The sequence below is a fragment of the Methanopyrus sp. SNP6 genome, from assembly GCF_002201895.1.
Classification (GTDB): Archaea; JAADCQ01; Methanopyri; order Methanopyrales; family Methanopyraceae; genus Methanopyrus.
In genome coordinates, this window is sequence record NZ_CP019436.1 from 111,084 (window position 1) to 132,602 (window position 21,519).

Genomic DNA, 21,519 nt, shown 5'->3' on the forward strand with positions numbered 1-21,519 from the left:
CGGCCGTCGCCGACCGTTTCCCTCTTAAGTCTTCGTAGGCCGGTCTATCATGGGATACCCAGCGTGTTCGTGGCGAAGTACCTGGGCTCGGCCCGTTACTCGGAGCTCGACGAAGAACTGAAGAACTTCGCACGATTAAAGGCGCACTTGGCCGGCGTGGACTTGAACAAGGACCCCGAACTGATTGTATTCAACATCGAAGGTACAAGTAGTTACTACATAGTGTTTTTCGAGGAGGTAGAGTCCGAAGAGGACGTCGAACGACTGTTAAGGGAGGATATGGGGGCAGAGCTATCACGGGATTCGAAAGCGTCGGTGAAGAGAGCGCTGAACCGCTGAAGGCCCAATGGGTCGCCCTGAACGAGGTAGTAAGCGAGCTCCGAGCACGTGGAGAAGAGGTGCCGAGAGAAGTACTCGAGAACTTGCGGACGGCGCGAGTAGTCCTCCATCATTACGAGTTCGACCCCCACACATCCGCCAAGACCCTGGGAAAGGCCCACAAGTACCTAGACAGGGCTCAGCGGGCGCTCGCCAGGATCTGTGAATCCCATCCGGATCTACTGGATAAGTTGGTAAAGTGGCCGAAACGCGTGAAGGAGCTAGCCGCGAAGTTCCGGGAGGATACCGCCCGCTCTAAATTCGAACCGATGCCCAATCGACCGGTTTTCAGGGCCGGTGACGGGTTCGCCCGTGTGAAGCTCCCGGAACCGATTGAAGTCGAGAGGCTTCAGGACGTGTGTGAGTTCGCTGGAGTGATAGTCGAAGTAAAAGAGGTGGACGTAGTGGAAATATCCGGTGACAGGGATCGCGTCGGGACGGCACTCAAAGAGCTCAGAGAGCTGCCGGAATCCTGGAAGAAGATGCTCGAGAAACGCAAGAGCAATGAATAAGTAAAGATCGATGGACGGTTCCGCTGATCGCGAAATCGGGGTGATGCGCTCGTGATCGGTATCGCGACGGCTGACTTCCACGGAGACGTGGAGAAGGCAGAGCAGGTCGCGGAAAAGGCCGCCGACGAGGATGCCGACGTCATCTTCGTAGCGGGAGACGTATCCGACTTCAACTTGGAGGATCCCGTGCAGGTGGTTGAGGAGATCGTTGATGTACTGAAGGAGCACGGTCAGGAGATCATGGCCGTGCCAGGTAACTGCGACACTCCGGAGGTCGTCAGAGTCCTCGATACCAGCGGAGTCTCGGTGCACCTGAAGGTCAAACACATCGGTCGCTACGACGTGGTCGGAATGGGTGGGTCCAACCCGACACCGTTCGATACGCCGCTGGAGTTCGAGGAAAACGTCATTGAGTCGAGGCTCAGTGAACTTATGAACTCGGCCGGTGAGCCGGTGATACTCCTGACACACGCACCCCCGAAGAATACGGCGGTGGACAAGATCGAGGCCGGCGACCATGTGGGGAGTGAGGCGATCCGAAAGATCGTGGAGGAGTTCCAACCCGAGCTCCACATCTGCGCGCACATCCACGAGGCGGCTGGCGAGGACGAGCTCGGTAACACCCGGGTGATCAACCCAGGCCCGGGTGGTACGGTGGTAATCGAGCTGTGAAGGTCAACCCCAAATTCCCTTGGGAACGAGAGGTGATCGAGTTCGTTCGGACGGAGATGTCCGAGGTCTCGCCTTCCCACGACTTCGAACACGTGAAGCGCGTAGTGGAGCTCTGTGAGCTCATTAGGCGCAAGGAGGGAGGAGATCCGGAGATACTCCGCGCGGCTTCCTGGTTACACGATATTGGAAGGCGGGCGGAGGAACGATCGGGTGAGGACCATGCGGAAGTCAGTGCCGAAATAGCGGAAGACTTACTCCCACGCGTGGGATTCCCTTCGGACAAGTTAGAGGAGGTAACGCACGCGATCCGAGCTCACCGTTTCTCCAGTGGACCCGAGCCGCGGACTTTAGAGGCCAAGATACTTCAGGATGCAGACAACCTCGACGCACTGGGGGCCGTTGGGATAGCCCGATGTTTCTGCGTGGTCGGAGAGCGGAGGACATCGCTAGAATCCGGTGTAGAACACTTCCACGAAAAACTACTCCGACTACCGAGGTTGATGCACACTGAGACGGCCCGCCGATTGGCGGAGAAGAGAAGGCGGAGGATGGTACTGTTTCTGGAGTGGCTGGAAAAGGAGTGGCGGATGAGGAGTTAGGGGTCGGCCGATGGGAAGATGGGGATGATGGGGTTTACCCGACGCCTCCGCGACTTTTTTAAGACTATCGAATCCGGCGTCCGGGGGTGTTCTCGTGGCGGACGACGAGGTGAAACCGATCGTCCGGATAGCCGATGTCGACCTTGACGGGCATAAAAAGGTCCCGTACGCGCTCACCGGAATCAAAGGTATCGGGATCCGAATGGCATACGCTATCTGCCGGGAGCTAGGCATCGACGAGGAGAAGAAGCTCGGAGAACTCTCAGACGAGGAAATCGAGCGCATTGAGGAGGAGATAAAGAGGTTATCAGAAGGAGAGTCCAATATCCCCTCCTGGATGTACAATCGTCAGAAGGACTACGAAACGGGCGAAGATATGCACTTGGTCGGCGCTGAACTGGAGATGACGGTGAAGCAAGACATCGATCGGTTGAAGAAGATCCGCGCCTACCGTGGTATACGCCACGAGCTGGGACTCCCAGTCCGTGGTCAGCGTACGAAGTCCTCGTTCCGCCGAGGTAAAACCGTAGGTGTGAAGAAGAAGCGGTAGGGGGTAAACCGGATGGGCGATCCCAAGAAACCACGTAAAAAGTACGAGACCCCCAGACATCCATGGGAAGCCGAGCGACTGGAGTACGAGCGAAAGCTGATGCGCAAGTACGGACTGCGGCGTAAGAAAGAGATATGGCGACACCAGACGCAACTCAAGCGATGGCGTGAGAGAGCCAAAGAGCTCATGGCTAGGACGGACCCCGAAGCACAGCGTGAGCGGGAAGCCCTCTTCCGCAAGCTGTACGATCTCGGTATTTTGGACAAGAAGCCAGAGGAGGCCACGCTGGACGACGTCCTCAGGCTGACCGTAGAGGATGTTTTGGAGCGTCGTCTTCAGACGATTGTGTACCGAAAGGGTCTCGCCAAGACTCCACTACAAGCCAGGCAGCTCATTGTGCACCGTCATATCGCGATAGGCGATCGGATCGTCACCGTCCCGAGCTACTTAGTGTCTCGCGAGGAGGAAGAGGAAGTAGACTACTCCCCGTACTCTCCGCTCAAGGATGAAGATCACCCGATCAGGTGCGAAGCACGAGGTGAGTCACCGGAAGAAACCGTGGCTGAATAGTAAACTTCGGGGGTTGACGGATGGCCGAGAAGGAGGGTAAGAAGGAGAAGAAAGAGCGGTGGGGAATCGCTCACATCTACGCCTCCTTCAACAACACGATCATCACGATCACTGACCTCACAGGTGCCGAGACGTTCGCCCGTTGGTCCGGAGGTATGGTCGTCGACGCGGACCGAGAAGAGAGCTCACCGTACGCCGCCATGAAGGCTGCCAGACGCGCCGCCGAGGAAGCCATGGAGAAGGGTATCACCGCAGTCCACGTGAAGGTGCGCGCTCCCGGTGGTCACGGTCCTAAGACACCCGGACCGGGCGCCCAGGCCGCCATCCGAGCTTTAGCCCGTGCAGGCCTGAAGATCGGACGGATCGAGGACGTCACGCCGATCCCGCACGACGGTACCAGAAGACCCGGAGGTAAGAGGGGACGCAGGGTATGAGTCCCTTGCGCGTCCGTCTCTACGACTACCGGAAAGCCGACGTCGAGCGCGCCACGTTTATCATCGAGGACACGTCCGCGGAGTTCGTCAACACCATCCGCCGCGCCCTCTACACACTCGTTCCCACCTTACGCATTGAAGAGGTCATTATCTACGAGAACGACACACCGATGTACGACGAAATGCTGGCCCATCGACTTGGGCTGATACCGCTGCGCGCCGACGACATCGACCAGTTCGAGTTACCCGACCTGTGCGACTGTGGTGGGAAAGGTTGCGAGAAGTGCCAGGTGAGGGCGGAGCTCGAAGTAGAAGGGCCAACCAAGGTTTACGCTCGAGATCTTGAATTCGATCATCCTGACGTAGAACCAGCCTTCCCCGACACGCTCATCACCGAGGTCGGAGAGGGCCAGCGGATCAGGCTCGAGGCGATCGCCGTACCGGGTCTGGGCCTCGAACACGCGAAGTGGAAGCCGGTGAGCGCAGTCGGGTACAAAGGCCTCCCCGAGCTCGAAATCGATGAAGACAAACTCAAGGAAAATAAGATCACGTACGAGTGCCCTCAGGGTATTATCAGAATCGAGAACGGTGAAGTAGTCCATATCGATGAGGATCGTCTTCCCGAGTGTCGGATGTACAAGGAGTACGAGCGCGAGACCGACGGGGCCGTCCGCGTCCGTTTCCGTGATGACGCTTTCGTGTTCAACGTTGAGACCGACGGCTCGATGTCGCTCGACACCGCGATCTTGAAAGCTCTTGGTGCGATCGAGCAAAAGCTCGAGTCTCTGAAGAAAAACCTGCAGAAGGAGGTGAGCGGAGAATGACTTGGGCGCCCACCGGACCCACTAATGTGGAACTAAGGAAACTGATCCGTGACCTGAAGAAGGCGGCACGTGAGTACAACGCGCCGGTCTGGCGAGATGTGGCGGAACGCCTATCCAGACCCAGAAGGCAGCGAGCTGAAGTTAACGTCGGAAAGCTCGACGGACTAGCCCGCCGCGGTGTCATCCAGGAGGAAGAGACGGTTCTCGTGCCTGGCAAGGTATTGGGTGACGGAGTGATCACCCAACCTCTACGAGTGGCCGCCTGGAAGTTCAGTAGGACCGCCAGGACGAAGATCGAGGCCGTCGGCGGAGAATGTCTGACGATTCGTGAGCTACTCGAAGAGAACCCAGAAGGATCGTACGTTCGGATCATCGAGTGAGGGGGATACGGAGCCTTGGTGGAGTACGCCCACTCGAAACCCGTCGACCCGGAAGAATGGACCGTTATCGACGCCGAAAACGCGGTGCTCGGCCGCCTAGCCAGCGTAGTGGCGAAGAGAATCCTCAAGGGTGAGAGGATCGCCGTCATCAACACTGAAAAAGCCATCATCACCGGCAAGAAGAACACTATCAAGGAAGAGTGGCTCCAGAAGATCCAGCGAGGTGACCCGAAGAAAGGTCCGTTCTACCCGAGGAGGCCTGATCTGATTTTCCGACGGGTAGTCCGAGGCATGCTTCCATGGAAGACCAAGCGCGGGCGTGAAGCCTTCAAGCGGCTCCGAGCGTATATCGGTATTCCGAGATGGGTCGAGGAGGCGAACATCGAGCCCGAGCGGGTTGCCGAGGCTGACATGAGTCGATTGGGACACCTTTGGTACATAACTCTCGGCGAGCTATCAGAGGAGCTCGGTTACCAAATACCTGGGGGCCAGTAAATGGTTAGGGTAGTTCAGACTACGGGCAAGAGGAAGACCGCCATCGCCCGGGCCGTCGTCAAGGAGGGGGAGGGTAGGGTCCGCGTGAATAAGCGTCCGGTGAACATCATCGAGCCCGAAATGGCCCGAATGAAGATCATGGAGCCACTTATCATCGCAGGTGAGGACATCGTCAGTCAGGTCGACATCGACGTGAAGGTTCAGGGAGGAGGATGGATGAGCCAAGCCGAGGCCGCTCGTATCGCCATCGCCCGAGGCCTCGTCGAGTGGACCGGTGACCCGGACTTACGGGACGCTTACATGGCCTACGACCGCCATATGCTGAAAGGTGACCCACGCCGTAAGGAGCCGAAGAAGTTCGGTGGCCGCGGCGCCAGAGCGCGGAGACAGAAGAGCTACCGTTAAGGCGGGTGTCTACGGATGATCATACCGATCAGGTGCTTCACTTGTGGGCGTCCTATCGCCCACTTATGGGAGAAGTATGTGAAGTTAATCGAAGAGGAGGGAAAGGAACCCGGGGAGGCACTGGATGAGCTAGACATCGATCGGTACTGCTGCAGGAGGATGTTCCTATCCCACGTAGACCTGCTTGAGGAGTCCCTTCCCTACACGCCACCACGACTCGGAATGCCCCGCTAAATTCTTAAACATGATCTTTCGTGGGCCCTCTGGTCCACGCCAAGGGGGCCGTGGGGTAGCCTGGTCTATCCTCCGCGGCTGGGGAGCCGCGGCCCGGAGGCCGCGGGACCCCGGTTCAAATCCGGGCGGCCCCACCCTCCAATTGTTACGTTAATTGTAACGATGCTGGTAGGCCGGTCCGGCTTTAGGACTCCCGTGCATAACAATACCGCACACCGGTTACGAACGGGATAATACACTCAAGCCCATGGCAGGATCAACGGTGGATGGGGGTGAGATCACGTGCGAGCCGTAGCCACGCTCCTGGCCTGCATGCTGGCCCTAACCGGAGCAGCGTCGGCGGGTAAGTACTTCGAGGTAACCAAGACGCCGGTCGTCGTCAGCCTGCAGGGAGTTCCGCTTTCCGACGTCCGAGTGAAGTTCACCGACGAGGGTAAGCAGGTAGTAAAGGACATATTGTCAGGACTGAAAGTAAACGTCGACGGCAGGGAGGTCCAAGTGACCAACGTCGCTTGCAAGATCGCTGAGGCGCGCGAGGGTAACATCACCAACGAGGAGTACGTAGTAGGGGCATTGGGATATGAAGTGCCCGAAGGCAAGTACTTCGTAGGCTACCTAGGTGTTAGGGGAGGCGAAGGTGAGACGAAGAAGTACGTTGTACGCTACGAGGAGGAGCAGAAAGCCGTGACCAAGTACGCTCCTGGATTCGGCGGCTTCACAGCGACTGTCGTCCAGGTTCTGGGCCATTACGACGAAAAGGGTCTACCGCTGATGGCACCGTCGATCGATCCGACGGAGGCGAAGGACGAGGTCTTACTGTGCTTACCGGTGATCAAGGAAATCACCCTAAAGCCGGCAGTGCTCCAGATGGACTGGTACAGGATACTGGAGAAGGCGGAACCGGGTAAGGTGTTCGTGAAGCTGGCCCAGGTACATGCACACGGTGATGGCGACAAGATTGAAGTGATATACGCACCGACGAAAGTGGACGCACTACAGCTGCTTGTAAGTGGTGAGGAGCCGCTGGTACCGAGCCAGGAAGATATGATATCGATGATCGTGGATCCGTACATGGAAGAGATCGAGGCGGTAGTGAACACGAAAATCGACGAGTTCCTGAAGCCGATTCAGGATAAGGCACACGGTAATCCTGCCCTCGAAATCCTTACAGAGAAGTTCCTACCGACGTTCCTGAAGACGCTGGCCTCGAAGCAGATCCTCAGGATGAAGGACGCCATCATCAGCACTATGGTACCGTATGCCCAGCATATCAGGATGTTCCTAGTTGGCCTGTACCTATCTCAGTACCCGAATGAGGTAAACGTGAACACGTTGATGGTGCGCAAGGCCGCGTACGGCAGTCCTCTGTACGACTTCCTGGTATCGGCCGTTAAAGCGTCTTACGACATGGTAATCGAATCGCTGGAAAACACGCTATCGAGCATCGTCGATAGTATCATCGGCAAGTACGCGGACGACATCGCTAAAATAGTGAGCACGACCGCCGACGACGTCAAGCAGACCGTCAAAAGGCTCACGGTAGGCGTCCTGAAGGACCTACTAACGGGCGAATACATCGATTACCTCATTAAGCTGGTGGCACTGAACGTACTCTCGGGTATGAGCTCCGCGGGCATACTTTAACCCCCCCACACGTTTTTCGCGCCCAATGTTAGCATTCTCGTAACAATTGGGCGGCAGCTTCATTTACCCAGTGCGATACCATCCATGGCGGTGCGGCCGAGAGGGCCGGTGAGGTCACGGGTGTTCCGATGAGCCGGTGCTCCGGGCCTCCGGTACATTCGACGGCGGCGTCGGGAGGTAGGTGGTGAGAATCACCTCCGATGACCTCCCGCCCTCCAGCCGGAGGTACAATCATTACTTCTTCAACCGCGAGCCGTTTAAGGCCCAGTACACGTCGTGTTGGAGGGCCTTCGTGTCGTCCTTCGCGAACAGGGACGTGATTTCCGTCCGGGATTTCACCCGGAGAGAGTTAGAGGAGCTACTCAGCAACGCGGAAGAGATGGAAAGAGTGTACGAACGGGGCGGAGACGACAGACTCTCCGGCAAGATCCTAGCCACTCTCTTCTTCTCTCCTAGCACGAGGACTCGACTCTCGTTCGAAAGCGCCATGCACCGTCTCGGAGGTGACGTAATCTCGTTGGGTGGCAAGGAGGCGGCGTCTACGGCTAAGGGTGAAAATCTCGCGGATACCGTCCGTACAGTCGAACATTACTGCGACGTTATCGTGTTGCGACACCCGAAGGAAGGTGCCGCCCGACTCGCCGCAGAACTCACCGACGTCCCCGTGATCAACGCGGGTGACGGCGCCAACCAACACCCGACGCAGACGTTCCTAGACCTCTACACGATAATGAAGGAAAAGGGACGTATCGGAGGACTCAGAATCGGGCTGTTGGGAGACCTCAAATACGGACGAACAGTTCACTCGCTGGCGTACGCCCTCGCACTGTTCGGGGCGAGGATCCACCTGATATCACCGGAGGAGCTTCGGATGCCCTCCCATATACTGGCAGAGCTCGAACGGATAGGAGCGAAGGTCGAGGAGCACCGGGATCTGGAGGAGATCCTGCCCGACTTGGACGTACTCTACGTAACCAGGATTCAGCGCGAGATGTTCCCGGACCCGGAGGAGTTCGAGCGTGTGAAAGGTAGTTACAAGGTGACGAGGGATCTCATCGAAGAACACGCGCAGAGCGACTTGGCAATCCTGCACCCTCTCCCCAGGGTAGACGAGATCGAGCCCGAGGTGGATGAACTGCCACAGGCCCGCTACTTCGATCAAGTTCGTAACGGCGTGATCGTACGGATGGCGCTCCTCGACCTCATCCTCGGGGGCGAGTGATCATGGCCCTCAAAGTGAAGAGAATTGAAATGGGCACCGTCCTTGACCATCTGCCGCCGGGCACCGCCCCCAAGATCATGCGCATCCTGGACATCGACCCGACCGAAACTACCCTGCTCGTCGCCATAAACGTGGAGAGTTCGAAGATGGGTCGCAAAGACATACTGAAGATCGAAGGGAAAATCCTGAGCGAGGAGGAGGCGAACAAGGTCGCGCTCGTGGCCCCCAATGCCACGGTCAACATCGTTCGGGACTATTCTGTCGCCGAGAAGTTCCAAGTCAAACCACCCGAACGGGTGGAAGGGTTCCTCCGCTGCCCCAACCCCAACTGCATTACGAACGACGAAAGGGAACCAGTGAACACGGTTTTCATTAGGGAGTCCAGAGAGCCGCTGGAATATCGCTGTCGGTATTGCGAGCGTACCGTCCGGGAGGATCATATCCGTGAGCTGATACGCCCTAGTTAGCCTCTGGGACCAGTTAATGCAATAAAAACGAGGGGGTGAGTGAAAGTCAGAATACCCGCCATCATACAACCTGATGGGTAGGTGATACATTGTCCGACCCGAGGTTCAGTTATTTCCGGACCTTCCGGGAGGTCGTCAGACAGAAGAGTTTCTCGAAAGCTGCGGAAGCGCTCGGAATAACTCAAGGAACCGTCAGCAATCAAATCGCCTCGCTAGAGCGGTTCTTCGACGCGCGCCTCTTCGTCCGGACACCGGAAGGTGTCGAACTGACCGAAGAGGGTGAAATAGCCCTAGAGGCTATTGAGACGGTCCTGGACGCCGTAGAACGAGCCAAGGACAAGATCGCCGCTGTGTCCAAGGAACCCTCGGGTAAGGTCCGCGTCTCGACCAGTACGGTACCGGGCGGATATCTACTTCCCGGTAGTGTCAAAGAGTTCCGCTCCGAGTACCCGAAGGTCGACGTGATAATCCGCGTGTGTGATTCACTCGAGGCGACCGAGCACGTGCTCAGCGGCGATGCCGACGTCGCGATAGTGGGAACCGACGCGTTCGTGACTAGGAAGAGTGTAGAGGTCGTACCGATAGCCTCCGAAGAACTCGTCGTAATCCTTCCGCCGGACCACGAGCTCGCCGATGCCATGGAAGTCAGCATCGACGATATCGTGGGCGAACCCTACGTCAACCGTGAGCCCGGTTCCGGAACCAGGAAGGAGGTGGAGAAATACCTCAAGAGCCACGGGTTAGGGTTCGAGGATTTCAAGATCGTGGAGGAGACGGGAAGCACCGAGGCCGTGATTACCGCGGTATCTCAAGGCGTTGGGATCAGTATCATTTCTGAGCGAGCCGCCAAACGTGCCGAATCCGCCGGCCTGATCCGAATCGCCCGACTCGAGGATAGGCCCCGCAGGTTCTTCTACGCCCTAAAGTCGGACAGACCGCTCCACGCCAGCGCCACGGAGGCGTTCTGGGAGTTCCTCCTCAGCGAGTTTCGCGGAAAAAGTTAGCGAGGTACTTAGCTCGAGCCCTCAACGCCTCAAGAGGATCCTCGAACACGTGTGAAGGTAATCCACCTCCCTCGTAGTCGGGTTTCACTGGCGTCCCTCGTTCCGAGACCTTCACCCCGAAGTCCCAACACAACTCTCTCAAGAACCGTTTCTCGGAACGCACTGTACCCTTCAGTGGAGCGAACTCCGACCACACCTTAAGAATCAAAGAGGTGAACCGCACGAGGTCCTCTACGTCGTACCCCGATAACACGCCGACCCTGAGTCCCGTCTTCAACGCTTCCGAGAAAGAAGCCACCGAACCGGGAACTACATGCTCGGCCCGGTACTCCGCCTTCGTATCGAGTAGGTCCCAAGGGACTACCAGGATGTCCGCCTCAGTCTTCTGTAGAACTTCCGGGTTCGGGTCGACCACGTCGACGTCGGAGCTCAGACGCTCCAACAACCTGGCGTAGTACGGTGTCGCTACGATCCTCAACTTTCCTCGACCTCCTCTAAGATCTTTAAATCACGTAACAGACGGTCGTAGCGTTCTATCCCGTCGTCTTGTATGTATTGGCCGCATGACTTCAGCCGCTCCTCCGCACGTGCCAGTTCATACCCCAAGTACACGGCATGATGTAGGTCAGATAATAATCCCAGAGATACCGCCGCCGCCCCCAGTTTCAAGCCGTCGTCGGATTCCAGGCGTAACGGTTCGTAGTCACCGTATCTGTGCTCTAAGATCAAGATACGACGGTCATGGTCAGTCAGTATCACGAAGTCCCCACGAACGTCCCGGTGCGGCTCCGAGGCGAAGTACTCGGCGTCGAGACCAGACGCGCTAACACTATCGATGCGCTTGTCTTTGAACACGACTAGGTCCAACCCAACGTCCTTTGGGAAACCGCCGAACTTGTGTGCTACGTAACACATCCTGGACGCCACAGCGAGCTCGAGCGTGCTCATCTTGGTCTTCCCACTGGCTTCCGGTGTGAAGATTATAGAACATTCCAACTCGACCGCAAGCTGAGCGCAAAGAGCCGAGACTCCGGGAGAATCTGCGTCTATGAGCTCGAGTACGTTTCCAGCACCGAAGAAGAGTGGTGCTTCCGGAAACTCTTCGGCCACGACTCGGTACCTTACTATCGACTCCACGATATTTCCGGGTGGGTCCATCACCGGGTCGAGAATGTAGTCGACATCGCGACGTTCGCACAGGTGGATCAGCTCTCGGAGCTGCCGTACGACTGTCTCGGGTCTCCTGCCCCCGGGAACCAGAACTACCGGTACGTCGTACTCGGCCGCCAGGTCTACCGGCTCCTTCAGATCCGGAGACGCGTTGAGGATGAGATCGGCACCCGCCTCGACGCCCGCCTCGAGGACCTCTGGATCACCCGAGTCGACGCTCACAGCGACACGATCTCCTACGCGATCCAGTACCTCCAGTACGATCCTACGGACATCCCCAGGAGGCCGCTCGTGGAACCCTACGTCGACGATTTCGGCACCCAGCTCCGCCCTCTTCTCAGCCTCGGACGCGGCCTCCTCCGGGGACAGGTCGTCGGCGAACACCTCCGATAAAACCCGCGGTCTACAACCGCGTGCAATCTTCACGGGCCCCACGTCGATCCAATTCCGCTCGGGGATATCCCTCTCGGCATCACGAACTTTCTTCCCCAACTCCCGTAGTATCTCATCACGGAGCAGCACGCAGGCCGGCACGTCCTTGGATGGGACGAACCCCTCCTCCATCTTGCGGAGAACCAGAGGTAGGTCACGGACCTCTCGAGAACTCAGCCTGAAGTCCGCGCCCAAAGCTTCGTCCAGCTTCCTGACATCGCCGCGGAACCAACCGGGTAGCAGAACGTAATCGTACCCAGTGAGGTCCTCCCCACGCAACTGCCCGAGGACAAAGCTCGTAGTCATCAGAGCGGCCACGTCGATAGGTAGCACCTTGACTTCTGCCCACTCGAAATCCTCAGCCGCCTTCCTCACATCCTCAGCGGCTAGTCTACCGGTCAGAAGTAGTACCCTCACCGGCGAGTTCCCCAAGTCTCTCCAAGATCTCATCGGGTCGTCGTAGGACCTCGATACCCTCGATCCGATCCAGTTTCCTCACGTTCTCCGCGTCGACGGACCTAACCCTCATTTCGTACTCAATACCTCCGTGAATGGCGTTCTCGGGGCAGGCTTCGGAACACCTGCCACACCCCACGCATCGCAGCAGCCTGATGAACGCCTTACCATCGACCATGTCGATAGCGCCCCTCGGACACGTGTCCACGCAGATCCCACATCCTTCACATCGCTCCCTGAGCACCATATACGGCGTGATCGTGCGGACTTTCCCTTCCTCATAATCGCACGGAACAACCCAAACAGGAACGTCTCCTTTACCGGCCTGCGCCACCGCGTTCGTCACCAGGGTATCCGCGATCCCGTGTGCGATCTTAGCCACCGTGTTGGCGGTAGCCGGCGACACCACCAACAGGTCGTACTTTCCAAGCGCGAACCTGCCGATGATAGGACAACTTGCACCCTCATCCGATTGCGTGAACACCTCACGGTAGAATCCGCCCGGGCAGATCTCCCTCAAATCCTCCCACAACCCGAACATTCGAACGACTTCCTCACCCGCTTCCGAGAGGAACGCGCTAACTCGGTGCTCCCGCGACACCTCTTTCATAACTTTAAAACTTTCCACCAAGAAATGCGCTGCACCTGTTATACACCAGCCTATACGGAGTCCCAACAGACCAACACCCGTTAAGGCTTGTAAAAAAGACTTGGCCTAGAACGAGAGAAGCAACAACGGTACCAGCAGCACGCCCGCGAAGACCATACCGCAGGCCAGACCCGCGAACCTGTTCACGTTCAGACCGAAGTATAGCCTGGCGTCACGACCGAAGAATTGGCTGGAATCACGGACATCTTTCACGTAAGCGTCTGCTCGATCCGTGTCCGCCATCGCCGGTGCCCCTATGATGACCTCCTTCAACTCGGATCCTTCCTCCGCCAACTCGGTTCACCCCACATCGGTCTACTGACCCGGTACCTTTTCAACATTGCGACTTCATCTTACACCGGGCGATGATGAAGTGGGTCCGACCGAAAGAGATGAGGTAGGCTGGCGTTCCCGAGCCCTATACTTCAACCTTACCACCCGGCAAGATCCTCACAACATCACCGTTGTCCAGTTCCGACACGAGGTCGCGCTCGGGCTTGTGAAACAACGGGATATCACCCAGAACACACCCTACTACTAAAATCGGCTCGGCTTCGCGTACGACGATACCGGCAGGTGCAGTACCACGATGAGCCATCTCCATCAGTACATACGACCCTACGGTAGAACCACGCCCACCCGGCAGGACCAAGACCTGATCCGTTAACACCTTTCCACAGAGCTCGTGGGACGGATCCACTACCTCACCTGTTTCCGGATCCACTCCACCCAGAAACGAGAGACGCCGCGAAGATACCAGGACTTCCGCTTCAACTGGCTCATCAACGTCGACGATCGGTTCACAACGTACCACAGGCATGTCCGCGTATCCCAAGTGTTTCCATCGGTAGTGGAGTATTTAGAATCGCTGGACAATCGGACCGCATATACACAACGAGAAACTTCGGGTGACAGACGAACCCAAGGTCGTTGATACCTCCGCGGTTGACTGTATGTGACAGAGAAGCTGATGTGAGTACAGAACAGGCTAATATAGTAACACTTGCTGCTTACCACACCCCGGCTCATTGGATATTATAACCTCTTTCTTGTTCTTAGAGTAGTACGGTGTCGCGTGAAGTGGACCCTCCCCGATCGCCTTGTTCGTCGCCGTGATTCTCGCGTGTTTTAGGACTTCCTTCTCGAGTGACAAGGCTCGATCGCACACGTCCTGACAGTAAAAACCGGAGGATGGAATCATCATAACGAACACCGGAATTAAAACCATTACATAACCTAACATTAACCATTATCCCCCGTGTGTGGGTCATCGTTACCAGTTTGGTCACTCGCATAACCCGAGTTACAACCAGTGAGTGTTACTCTAACGGGCGGGGCGAGGGTGACTCACCCCGCGTTACCCTCCGGAAGGGCAACCACCCCGACTACAAGAATAAAAATTACGAGTCATAATAGGCGTGCCTAATCAGTTGACACGCGCACTCGGATGCCCTGTCTGATCGTGTGGTGACCACCCTGGGAGAGGTGTTCTGGGGGGATCGTCGGATACCGTACGAGATCGATGAGATGGGGGTAGCGCGAGAGATCGACGAGATCGACTTGGATTTGTTGGAGGAACCCGAGGATCTCGCGGTCGTCCCTCCATCGAGTGAGGCTGGATCGTGCGGTAATTCCTGTGTTTTCTGCTACATCAGGCAGAATCCACCTGAAGTGCTCAAGGAACGTGGTGGTAGTGTGGACACGACGCGTCACGATACGTTGAACGATCCGAACTTGGAGGAGCGTGTGGAATCTGCCCGGGATAGGTACCATGATCTCAGGTTCAGGATAGTGGATACGGCTGGGAACGTCGGTGTTGATGAAGGGCGCATTGAGTCGTTGGCCGCGGCCGGGATCGATGAGATACAGATTTCGTTGCACACGACGGTCCCGGAGACCAGGAAGAGGTTGATGGGTAATCCGAACGCGGACGAGTTGTTGGAGCTGTTACCGAAGTTTGAGGATGTCGGTATCGACGTCATCGCCGATTTGGTACTCACTCCGGGGTACAACTTGGAAGAGTTACCGAGGACGTGTAAAGACTTGGAGAGCATGGGTGTTAGGCAAGTCCGCGTGTTCCCCGCCGGTGGTACTGACTACGCTCGTGGGTTCCGGTTTCCGACGAGAGGTGAGTTGGAGTGGATGAGGGAAACTTCTCGACTGTTGGATCGTGAGCTGGACGTCGAGGTGATACCGTCGCCGACCATTGACGCGCTGTTGGGGGAACCCGTGTTCGAACCTCCTGATCTTCCCGAGCCCGATTTTGAGGCCGTGATCGTCGTTGGTGAACTAGCGGCCCCTATCTTCGAACCGGCTGTTCGTGACCTTGAGAACGTGGAGCTGCTCGTGGTGAAGAACAGGGTGTTCGGTGGTGTGATAGGGGCGTCGAGCTTGCTCACGGCGAGGGACGTCTTGAGGGAGGTCGAGCGTTATGATCCTAGGACGGAATTCCCTGTGATAATCCTTCCAGATGCCATGTTCGGTCCGGATGGTAGGACGCTTGACGGGTGGTCTCGGGAGGAGTTGGTAGGAAGGTTGGCGGCGCTCGGATACACGGTTATGACGTGCAGAAAACCCGAAGAGGTCGCCAGGATTCTCGCGTCCCCACTGCCGTAAGCCCTCCGCAAACGCTCCCTTCGTCATTGGTCCGTCCGGGGTGGGTTCGTCATCGGGCGCGGTAAGCATTTTGGTGCGGTACTTCATTCGGGTCGTGACCTGATCCCCCGGTAATGCGGGGTTTTAACTTGCGGCTGGTGGTGTTGTCAGGAGGTACAGGCACGCCGAAGCTGCTTCGTGGCCTCAGGGATCTCGACGCCGATTTTTCAGTAATAGTTAATACTGGGGAAGACGACGAGATCCTCGGATTGTACGTCTCTCCCGATGTTGATACTGTCCTGTACACGCTCGCTGGTATAGTCAACGACGAGACGTGGTACGGTATCGGTGGTGACGGGTTCCGTGGGCACGAGTTCTTGGAAAAGCTGGGAGTGAACGAGCCCTTGAGGATAGGTGACGCCGACCGTGCGCTTAAGCAGTATCGTACGTACTTGATGCGAGAGAAGGGGTTGAAACTCTCCGAGGCTGTGGACGAAATCCGACGTCGACTTGGTATCAAGTGGAAGGTGTATCCTATGACCGACGACCGTGTTACGACTGTGATCGAGACGGATGAGGGTGATTTGCATTTTAGGGAGTTCTGGGTCGAGCGTGGTGGTGAGCTCCCCGTACGTGGGGTCAGGTACGAGGGGGCGGAGGAAGCTTCTCCACCGCCCGATGCCGTCGACGAGCTCCTGAGGGCCGATGCGGTCGTAATAGGACCGAGCAACCCGGTGACCAGTATTGGTCCCATTTTATCGGTATCTGAGATCCGCCATATCGTTCGTGAGAAGTCCATCCTGATCGTGTCCCCGTTCATAGGCAAGGAGCCAGTGAGTGGTCCTGCTGGTAAGCTGATGAGGGCTGTCGGCTTCGAACCGTCGGTTCGAGGTCTCGTCGAGTATTACCGGGAATGGGGGGTTGAGCCGGATATCCTCGTTATGGATGAGAGGGACGATGTCGAACCGCCGGACGGCTTAGAGATCGTTCGGACTGACATCGTAATGCGTGATGAAAAGGACTCTGTGAGGTTGGCCCGTGAAGTCCTCAGGGTCTTGGAGGGGTTGGTGTAGAGGGGTAGCGAGATGTCTCCACGGATCATCGTGCCCGCCGTTATCGCCGTCGCGGTCGGTTGTCTGGCCTATTTGTATCTTCACCCGTCTGAGGGGGTTTCGGAGGTGCCCATCAAAGCTAGGGTGGAGCTGCCTAAGCCACTGAAGATGGAGATGTCGGTGTCGGAGGCGTTGGAGAAGCGCCGATCGATCCGTGAGTACCGTGACGAACCTATAACCCTCAAGGAGCTCTCCACGGTGTTGTGGGCCGCACAAGGGATTACGGATCCGCGCGGCTTCCGAACGGCTCCCAGTGCGGGTGCTTTGTACCCGTTGAGGGTATTTGTAGTAGTTCGTAAAGTTGAGGGTTTAGCTCCAGGCATCTACGTGTATGATCCTAAGACCCACACGCTAGGACTCGTCAGGCGGGGCGATTTCACAGCGGAGTTACAACGAGCGTGTCTGGATCAAGAGTGGGTTGGTCGAGCCGCGGTTGATCTGGTCATCGTCGGGTACGAGCGGGTGCTGCGTCCCAAGTACGGAGAACGATCGTTTCGGTATATGGCGCTCGAGGCGGGACACGTAGGCCAGAACGTGTACCTCGCGTGCACGGCGTTGGGTCTAGGTACAGTCGCCGTCGGAGCGTTCTACGACGATCGAGTTAAGGAGATCTTGGGAATAACCGAAGGTGATGCCGTACCGCTGTACGTCTTCCCGATAGGCCGGAAATAGCCGGGTCAGCACCCTCGGGACATCTCATCCCGGTCCCGGTCGAGCTGGGGCTAATCCCGCCATCATCCCCGGTAGCGGGTGGTCGGGCGTGGGTGTGGTCGTCAAGGACGTAATAGGGTACGGGCAACTTAAGCTCTTGGTGTTCGAGAACGTGTACTCGCCAGCAGAAGACTCATTCTTGCTCGTCGAGCATCAAGGAGTGTCCGGATCGGAACGCGTTCTGGACGTAGGGACCGGGTGTGGTATTCAGGGGTTATCTGCGGCCGCGGAAGGGTGCGAAGTGGTGGCGACGGACGTTAACCCCGCGGCAGTCCACTGTGCAATGTGGAACTCCCGTCTCAACGGTCTAGACGTCGACGTCCGCGAGGGTGATCTATTCGATCCGGTCCTGGGTGAACGTTTCGACGTCGTCCTGTTCAACCCGCCTTATCTACCCGGTCGTGAACTGCCTGAAGGTGACCCGATATCCCGGGCAACCGAGGATCCGGTGGTCATTCGACGCTTCTTGAACGGTCTCCTCCGAGGGGAGATCCTGTGGGATGAAGCCAGGGTCGTCGTGTCCAGTCTGACTCCGGATGAGTGTTTGGAGCCGCTGAGGCACTTCGAAGTGGAGGTCGTGGCCGAGGAGTCGTTGTTCTTCGAGAGAGTCCGCGTGCTCGCGCTTCGACCTTGTGAGTAATTTGTGCGAACGTTGATAATTTGTCGCGGTCTCACCTCCTACGGGGGGATGGACGTTGTTCGTGGTCGTTTACTCCACCGCAGGAGACGAAGATGAGGCGAAGCGAATAGCCCGGAAATTAGTCGAGGAGGGACTTGCCGCGTGCGTGAATATCTGGCCGATACGGTCCGTGTACGAGTGGGATGGAGAGTTGTGCGAAGACGAAGAGTACGCCCTATTAGTCAAGACGACCGCGAAACGCGCAGAAGACGTCGTGGATAAAATCCTCGAGCTGCACTCGTATGAAACTCCAGCTGTACTCATCTTACCGGTGTTCGGAGGGTTCGAGGGGTTTCTGGAGTGGATCGTAAAGCGTACCGAGTGATCGTCCAACACTTTATCCGGACTCCTCGAGCAGTTCTAGCACCAGTTTGAGTTTTCGTTCGGCTTCCTCGTACGCTCGCTTGACCCTCTCCTTCATTTCTTCGAAGTCCTCAGGATGTTCCTCTCCGATAACACGCTTCACTTTGGTGTACGCGGCCTCCCGGAACTTCACGTCCAACTCGATTTTCTCGCCGTCCCGCTCGAGGAAGACACCGGAGCCCTCCTCGACGCGTCCTACGATGTCCGCACGCACCCCAGCACCGTCGAGGACCTCAACGCATCGTTCCGCCACGTCTTCAGGCGCTATCACCATGAGCATGTCCAGGGACAGCCCGAGGTAATCTATACCGAGCTCGTCGAGCATCTCTAAAACTCGGTCGTTCACGAGGGATCGTATCGCCTCTTCGTTGAATACAAGACGGACGCCTGCGGTCTCCGAGATTTCGGCCGCGTCACCGCGGATGCCACCGTTCGTGATGTCGGTCATGGCGTCGACCTTCGAGAGTAGTTTCTCCTTGCGGAGCGCGTTAACCGCACGGACGAAATCAACGTTGAGGGTTTCCTCGACGACGTCGTAGTAACCGTGGTAGATGGCGGTTGTGGATACAGTACCTCCTCCGGCGCCCTCCGTGAGAACGATCAGATCACCGGGCTTCGCGTTCCTTCGCGGTGTGAGATCGTCGGGTCGTGCGGTACCGACGCAGGCTACACCGGCGACTAGACGTCGCCCATGCACCATATCCCCGCCGACGCGTAACGTACTACCGGCGAGTATCGGAACGCCGGTGGCAGCACCTACAGCGGTCACGCCGGCAGTGAAGTCGAAGAGACGACCCACATCCCCGTCGTCCGCTAAATGTAGATCGACTAAGAGACCGCGAGGACGAGCCCCGTTGACTAGTACGTCCCGCATGGCGGCCCTAGTCGCGTGAAAGCCGGCGAGAAAGGGGAACTCACTTAGCCGAGAGTGCATGCCGTCGACGGCACTCACTAGGATCACCTCCTCCCGATCTACACGAACTGCGCCCGCATCATCGCGCTCTTCCGGCGATATCAGCGCGTTTTCCGACGCCTCGGCTGCGAGCTCCGTGAGCAATTCGTGTACGAAGAAATCACCTTCACCTCGAGATCCCACCCCCATTTCTCCCATACTAACTCCCGACTCAGGCGGTCGAAGGATGTCGCCTATCCCTCCGTCTATAGAGTGAGCTCTCCGGACGTATCGCACTTCATCGAGGACCGCGTCCACGAATTCCATGATTTCGTCCCTTGACCAATCCCGTTTCCATATTTCCACCAGGTCCGCGAGTAGCTCTCGGATTTCGTCCTCGGAGGCCCCTAAATCCATCATGTGCATGGCCAACCCTTCGAGATCCACCGCTCTGGCACCCCCCGGGTCGGAGCTCACCTCGGTACCGACGCTCGAGGGAGAACCCGAGGGAAGCGTGATGAGGACGGATGTTCGAATGGTTAATCGCGGCGCCTTGGGCATTTTTGACTATAGAATCTCCGCTAGCAGTCGAACAGTCGAACCTGGTAATCTAGCGATCGGAGCGCGGGTCGCTGTTGAGATGGATTGTAGGAGGGGGTTACTACGTAAGACGTGTAACGATCATCTCCTCACACCTGTCAATTCGTCTATCACACGCTCTAGCGACCACTTCCGGGCATCCTCTGGCAGTTCGGCGGCCTTCTTTAGGATAGGGCCCAGGAGTTCCGCGGCGATCATTCGGAGTGCCCTGGTAACTCGAGGTTTACCGGTGGAGATGGCCAGTACAGCGTCCCCACACCGGAGTACGGAGGGGAACCGCACTTTCGGTCTCGAGGTGTCGACGCGGTTGACGAGCGACAACTCCCTTTCCAATCGGGAGTTCAAGTCCGGATCGTCCGTCGCAACCACATAGAGGTCAGCTTCAGGCAAGTCTTCCGGTCCCTCCACCCTCCGACGCACAAATTTCACTGGCAAGTCACGGGACCACTCTGGCTCTTCCGGCGCGACGACGGTCACGTCGACTCCGAGATCGATCAGGGTGCGCGCCTTCCGTTCGGCGACGCGTCCGTCGCCTACGATCACAACCCGCTCAACCCGGACGAACAGTGGTACGTACGGCAAGCTCCGGTCCCCGATCGATCCTCTCGCGGCCCACACTTGAAGCCGCTCGGTCTCTGGTCCGACGTGTCGACTTCTGGCGTAACCCTCTCGACCAGGAGTACTGTAGACGGGACGAGTTCACGCGTTCGGAAACTTCCTGTCCCAACTAGGCTCTTTCAACAATAGCTGGCCATAGACCTCTCGTCGATACTCGGGCGACATTCTGAGCAAATTACGTAGGAGCTCGGGGGAGTCTTTGGTCTTGACACGGAGCTCCGGATTAAGTCGTGGCGTTCCCACGACCCCGTGAACGTCCACTGGGATGAGACCCAGATATTCGCCTGAAACCAGGTCGAAGGAGGCGGCGACACCTATCCGGGCGTCCCCGCGGAGTATAGTTCGCTGCATCGCTTCGAAACCGCACACGTACCGTTTCACGCTCGGCTCGACGATCTCGAACCCTGCCTTTTTTAGGATCTCTTTGAGCTCCGTATCGTATTTCCGGGCCGCCTTACACTTCCGGTGTGGTATAACGACGGTGTTCGAGTGTGGCTCTCGGATCGGCTCGGGTTCATCGGGTTCAACCTCATCCACGTCGGGAAACAGCTCGAAGACGCGGTCGATCCTACCTTCCGGTCCACCGATTACGAGGACATCGTCTCCGGGTCGCGCGTCGACTACCTGTGCGACCCAAGGTGTTATGCAGGTGGAGGAGAGGCAGCCTTCTGGTGTCACGGTTCCGGTGATGGCGTTGCCGTTGACGCTGACCCGGAACCCGACGAGCCGTTTGAGCTCGAAATGTAAGTGCATAGGGGCGTGTCCGGTCCTGAAGACGTAGATGCGGTCCGGATCACCCATGAACAGCCACTTGGGGTCTAAGATATCGGTGGCGTCCACGTACACCGTCAA

30 protein-coding genes and 1 tRNA gene are annotated in these 21,519 nt (G+C 57.4%); 22 read left to right on the forward strand and 9 right to left on the reverse strand.

All coding sequences use genetic code 11. The features are described 5' to 3' along the window. Positions 1-63: 63 nt before the first annotated feature. From BW921_RS00590 to BW921_RS00670, 17 genes are all read left to right on the forward strand, one after another. Positions 64-339, forward strand: a complete 276-nt coding sequence (locus BW921_RS00590) for a DUF749 family protein (RefSeq protein ID WP_168168600.1) — start codon at positions 64-66, stop codon at positions 337-339. 17 nt (positions 340-356) lie between these two features. Continuing rightward, entirely contained in the window at positions 357-890 is a 534-nt protein-coding gene (locus BW921_RS00595; RefSeq protein WP_236953839.1) for a DUF2096 family protein, read from the forward strand. A 51-nt stretch (positions 891-941) separates the two neighbouring features. Further along, positions 942-1,562 carry a metallophosphoesterase gene (locus BW921_RS00600; protein ID WP_088336423.1) on the forward strand — a complete coding sequence of 207 codons (621 nt, stop codon included), beginning with the start codon at positions 942-944 and terminating at the stop codon, positions 1,560-1,562. Beyond that, positions 1,559-2,161, forward strand: a complete 603-nt coding sequence (locus BW921_RS00605; protein WP_088336424.1) for an HD domain-containing protein — start codon at positions 1,559-1,561, stop codon at positions 2,159-2,161. Before BW921_RS00600 ends, BW921_RS00605 begins: the two co-directional genes overlap by 4 nt. A gap of 94 nt (positions 2,162-2,255) precedes the next feature. Further along, on the forward strand, positions 2,256-2,711 hold the full coding sequence (locus tag BW921_RS00610; protein ID WP_148688136.1) for a 30S ribosomal protein S13: 456 nt from the start codon (positions 2,256-2,258) through the stop codon (positions 2,709-2,711). 12 nt (positions 2,712-2,723) lie between these two features. Then, positions 2,724-3,281: a 30S ribosomal protein S4 gene (locus tag BW921_RS00615; protein WP_148688137.1), complete on the forward strand. Its 558-nt coding sequence runs from the start codon at positions 2,724-2,726 to the stop codon at positions 3,279-3,281. A 20-nt stretch (positions 3,282-3,301) separates the two neighbouring features. Continuing rightward, the gene (locus tag BW921_RS00620) at positions 3,302-3,715 is read left to right on the forward strand and encodes a 30S ribosomal protein S11 (protein WP_011019841.1); all 414 of its coding nucleotides are present in this window, start codon (positions 3,302-3,304) and stop codon (positions 3,713-3,715) included. A gap of 5 nt (positions 3,716-3,720) precedes the next feature. Next, the gene (locus BW921_RS00625; protein ID WP_168168601.1) at positions 3,721-4,539 is read left to right on the forward strand and encodes a DNA-directed RNA polymerase subunit D; all 819 of its coding nucleotides are present in this window, start codon (positions 3,721-3,723) and stop codon (positions 4,537-4,539) included. Continuing rightward, entirely contained in the window at positions 4,536-4,919 is a 384-nt protein-coding gene (locus BW921_RS00630; RefSeq protein ID WP_148688139.1) for a 50S ribosomal protein L18e, read from the forward strand. Before BW921_RS00625 ends, BW921_RS00630 begins: the two co-directional genes overlap by 4 nt. Positions 4,920-4,934: 15 nt before the next feature. Continuing rightward, entirely contained in the window at positions 4,935-5,414 is a 480-nt protein-coding gene (locus BW921_RS00635; protein WP_148688140.1) for a 50S ribosomal protein L13, read from the forward strand. Further along, complete coding sequence (locus BW921_RS00640) at positions 5,415-5,819, forward strand: 30S ribosomal protein S9 (protein WP_148688141.1); 405 nt, start codon at positions 5,415-5,417, stop codon at positions 5,817-5,819. A gap of 15 nt (positions 5,820-5,834) precedes the next feature. Then, positions 5,835-6,053: a DNA-directed RNA polymerase subunit N gene (locus BW921_RS00645; protein ID WP_088336432.1), complete on the forward strand. Its 219-nt coding sequence runs from the start codon at positions 5,835-5,837 to the stop codon at positions 6,051-6,053. Positions 6,054-6,097: 44 nt separating this feature from the next. Beyond that, positions 6,098-6,187: transfer RNA gene (locus tag BW921_RS00650), tRNA-Pro, on the forward strand. Positions 6,188-6,335: 148 nt separating this feature from the next. Further along, on the forward strand, positions 6,336-7,697 hold the full coding sequence (locus tag BW921_RS00655) for a hypothetical protein (protein ID WP_148688142.1): 1,362 nt from the start codon (positions 6,336-6,338) through the stop codon (positions 7,695-7,697). A 292-nt stretch (positions 7,698-7,989) separates the two neighbouring features. Continuing rightward, complete coding sequence (gene pyrB / locus BW921_RS00660) at positions 7,990-8,919, forward strand: aspartate carbamoyltransferase (RefSeq protein WP_148689273.1); 930 nt, start codon at positions 7,990-7,992, stop codon at positions 8,917-8,919. Continuing rightward, positions 8,919-9,386 (forward strand): aspartate carbamoyltransferase regulatory subunit, encoded by a 468-nt coding sequence (gene pyrI / locus BW921_RS00665; protein WP_148689274.1) that lies wholly within the window; start codon positions 8,919-8,921, stop codon positions 9,384-9,386. Before pyrB ends, pyrI begins: the two co-directional genes overlap by 1 nt. A gap of 89 nt (positions 9,387-9,475) precedes the next feature. Beyond that, positions 9,476-10,390, forward strand: coding sequence for a selenium metabolism-associated LysR family transcriptional regulator (locus BW921_RS00670; protein ID WP_148688143.1), 915 nt, complete (start codon positions 9,476-9,478; stop codon positions 10,388-10,390). On the opposite strand, the gene BW921_RS00675 is transcribed toward BW921_RS00670, so the two are convergent. The 6 genes from BW921_RS00675 to BW921_RS00700 all read right to left on the reverse strand — a co-directional run bounded on the left by BW921_RS00675 (position 10,365) and on the right by BW921_RS00700 (position 14,298). Beyond that, entirely contained in the window at positions 10,365-10,868 is a 504-nt protein-coding gene (locus BW921_RS00675; protein ID WP_148688144.1) for a hypothetical protein, read from the reverse strand. The genes BW921_RS00670 and BW921_RS00675 overlap by 26 nt on opposite strands. Continuing rightward, entirely contained in the window at positions 10,865-12,409 is a 1,545-nt protein-coding gene (locus BW921_RS00680) for a dihydropteroate synthase-like protein (RefSeq protein ID WP_168168602.1), read from the reverse strand. The genes BW921_RS00675 and BW921_RS00680 overlap by 4 nt, the downstream gene beginning before the upstream one ends. After that, a complete protein-coding gene (locus BW921_RS00685; protein ID WP_210400469.1) occupies positions 12,384-13,124 on the reverse strand; it encodes a dihydromethanopterin reductase (acceptor) in 741 nt (246 codons plus the stop codon). Before BW921_RS00685 ends, BW921_RS00680 begins: the two co-directional genes overlap by 26 nt. 39 nt (positions 13,125-13,163) lie before the next feature. Next, entirely contained in the window at positions 13,164-13,391 is a 228-nt protein-coding gene (gene mtrF, locus BW921_RS00690; protein WP_148688147.1) for a tetrahydromethanopterin S-methyltransferase subunit F, read from the reverse strand. Positions 13,392-13,515: 124 nt separating this feature from the next. Then, the gene (locus tag BW921_RS00695; RefSeq protein ID WP_148688148.1) at positions 13,516-13,917 is read right to left on the reverse strand and encodes an aconitase X swivel domain-containing protein; all 402 of its coding nucleotides are present in this window, start codon (positions 13,915-13,917) and stop codon (positions 13,516-13,518) included. A 168-nt stretch (positions 13,918-14,085) separates the two neighbouring features. Continuing rightward, positions 14,086-14,298 carry a hypothetical protein gene (locus tag BW921_RS00700; protein WP_210400470.1) on the reverse strand — a complete coding sequence of 71 codons (213 nt, stop codon included), beginning with the start codon at positions 14,296-14,298 and terminating at the stop codon, positions 14,086-14,088. Positions 14,299-14,564: 266 nt separating this feature from the next. On the opposite strand from BW921_RS00700, the gene BW921_RS00705 reads away from it, so the two are divergent. The 5 genes from BW921_RS00705 (at position 14,565) to cutA (ending at position 18,519) form a co-directional block, all read left to right on the forward strand. Beyond that, the gene (locus tag BW921_RS00705) at positions 14,565-15,713 is read left to right on the forward strand and encodes a DUF512 domain-containing protein (protein WP_210400471.1); all 1,149 of its coding nucleotides are present in this window, start codon (positions 14,565-14,567) and stop codon (positions 15,711-15,713) included. Positions 15,714-15,850: 137 nt separating this feature from the next. Beyond that, positions 15,851-16,765 carry a 2-phospho-L-lactate transferase gene (cofD, locus tag BW921_RS00710; protein ID WP_236953841.1) on the forward strand — a complete coding sequence of 305 codons (915 nt, stop codon included), beginning with the start codon at positions 15,851-15,853 and terminating at the stop codon, positions 16,763-16,765. Between the two features lie 12 nt (positions 16,766-16,777). Continuing rightward, on the forward strand, positions 16,778-17,476 hold the full coding sequence (locus tag BW921_RS00715) for a SagB/ThcOx family dehydrogenase (RefSeq protein ID WP_148688151.1): 699 nt from the start codon (positions 16,778-16,780) through the stop codon (positions 17,474-17,476). Between the two features lie 88 nt (positions 17,477-17,564). Then, positions 17,565-18,155 (forward strand): HemK2/MTQ2 family protein methyltransferase, encoded by a 591-nt coding sequence (locus tag BW921_RS00720; RefSeq protein ID WP_168168604.1) that lies wholly within the window; start codon positions 17,565-17,567, stop codon positions 18,153-18,155. A gap of 61 nt (positions 18,156-18,216) precedes the next feature. Continuing rightward, the gene (cutA, locus tag BW921_RS00725; protein ID WP_236953842.1) at positions 18,217-18,519 is read left to right on the forward strand and encodes a divalent-cation tolerance protein CutA; all 303 of its coding nucleotides are present in this window, start codon (positions 18,217-18,219) and stop codon (positions 18,517-18,519) included. A 12-nt stretch (positions 18,520-18,531) separates the two neighbouring features. Here cutA and BW921_RS00730 read toward each other — a convergent pair whose 3' ends face one another. The 3 genes from BW921_RS00730 to BW921_RS00740 all read right to left on the reverse strand — a co-directional run bounded on the left by BW921_RS00730 (position 18,532) and on the right by BW921_RS00740 (position 21,519). Next, positions 18,532-19,896 (reverse strand): AIR synthase-related protein, encoded by a 1,365-nt coding sequence (locus BW921_RS00730; protein ID WP_148688154.1) that lies wholly within the window; start codon positions 19,894-19,896, stop codon positions 18,532-18,534. A 234-nt stretch (positions 19,897-20,130) separates the two neighbouring features. Then, positions 20,131-20,631: a bifunctional precorrin-2 dehydrogenase/sirohydrochlorin ferrochelatase gene (locus BW921_RS00735; RefSeq protein WP_168168605.1), complete on the reverse strand. Its 501-nt coding sequence runs from the start codon at positions 20,629-20,631 to the stop codon at positions 20,131-20,133. A 117-nt stretch (positions 20,632-20,748) separates the two neighbouring features. Continuing rightward, positions 20,749-21,519, reverse strand: coding sequence for a hypothetical protein (locus BW921_RS00740; protein WP_148688156.1), 771 nt, complete (start codon positions 21,517-21,519; stop codon positions 20,749-20,751).